At 69.0% G+C, this 261-nt stretch carries 1 protein-coding gene; it reads left to right on the top strand.

Annotated elements, in window-relative coordinates; translation table 11 throughout:
• Positions 1–261 (top strand): hypothetical protein (locus SB775_RS30835; protein ID WP_486360726.1); only part of this gene is annotated, 261 nt, incomplete at both ends.

Raw genomic sequence — 261 nt, forward strand, 5'->3', positions numbered from 1 at the left:
GTGCCGGTGGTCTTCGTCGAGCACAACACTCCCAAGGAGGGCGTGCCGAACTCGCGCCATCCGCTGGCCGACCGCGACGACGTGCTGATCGCCCATGTGACGCACTTCAATGCGCTCTACTGGGACACCGGATCCACCCGCACGGCGGTCATCGAGCACGGCGTCGTCGACTACGGCAGCTTCTTCACGGGCGAGCTGCCGCGCGCCGCGGCGGTGATCAACGAGCCGGTGCGGCGCTGGCGCGTGACAGGCTCCGACCTG

The sequence above is a fragment of the Peribacillus sp. SIMBA_075 genome (assembly GCF_046534585.1).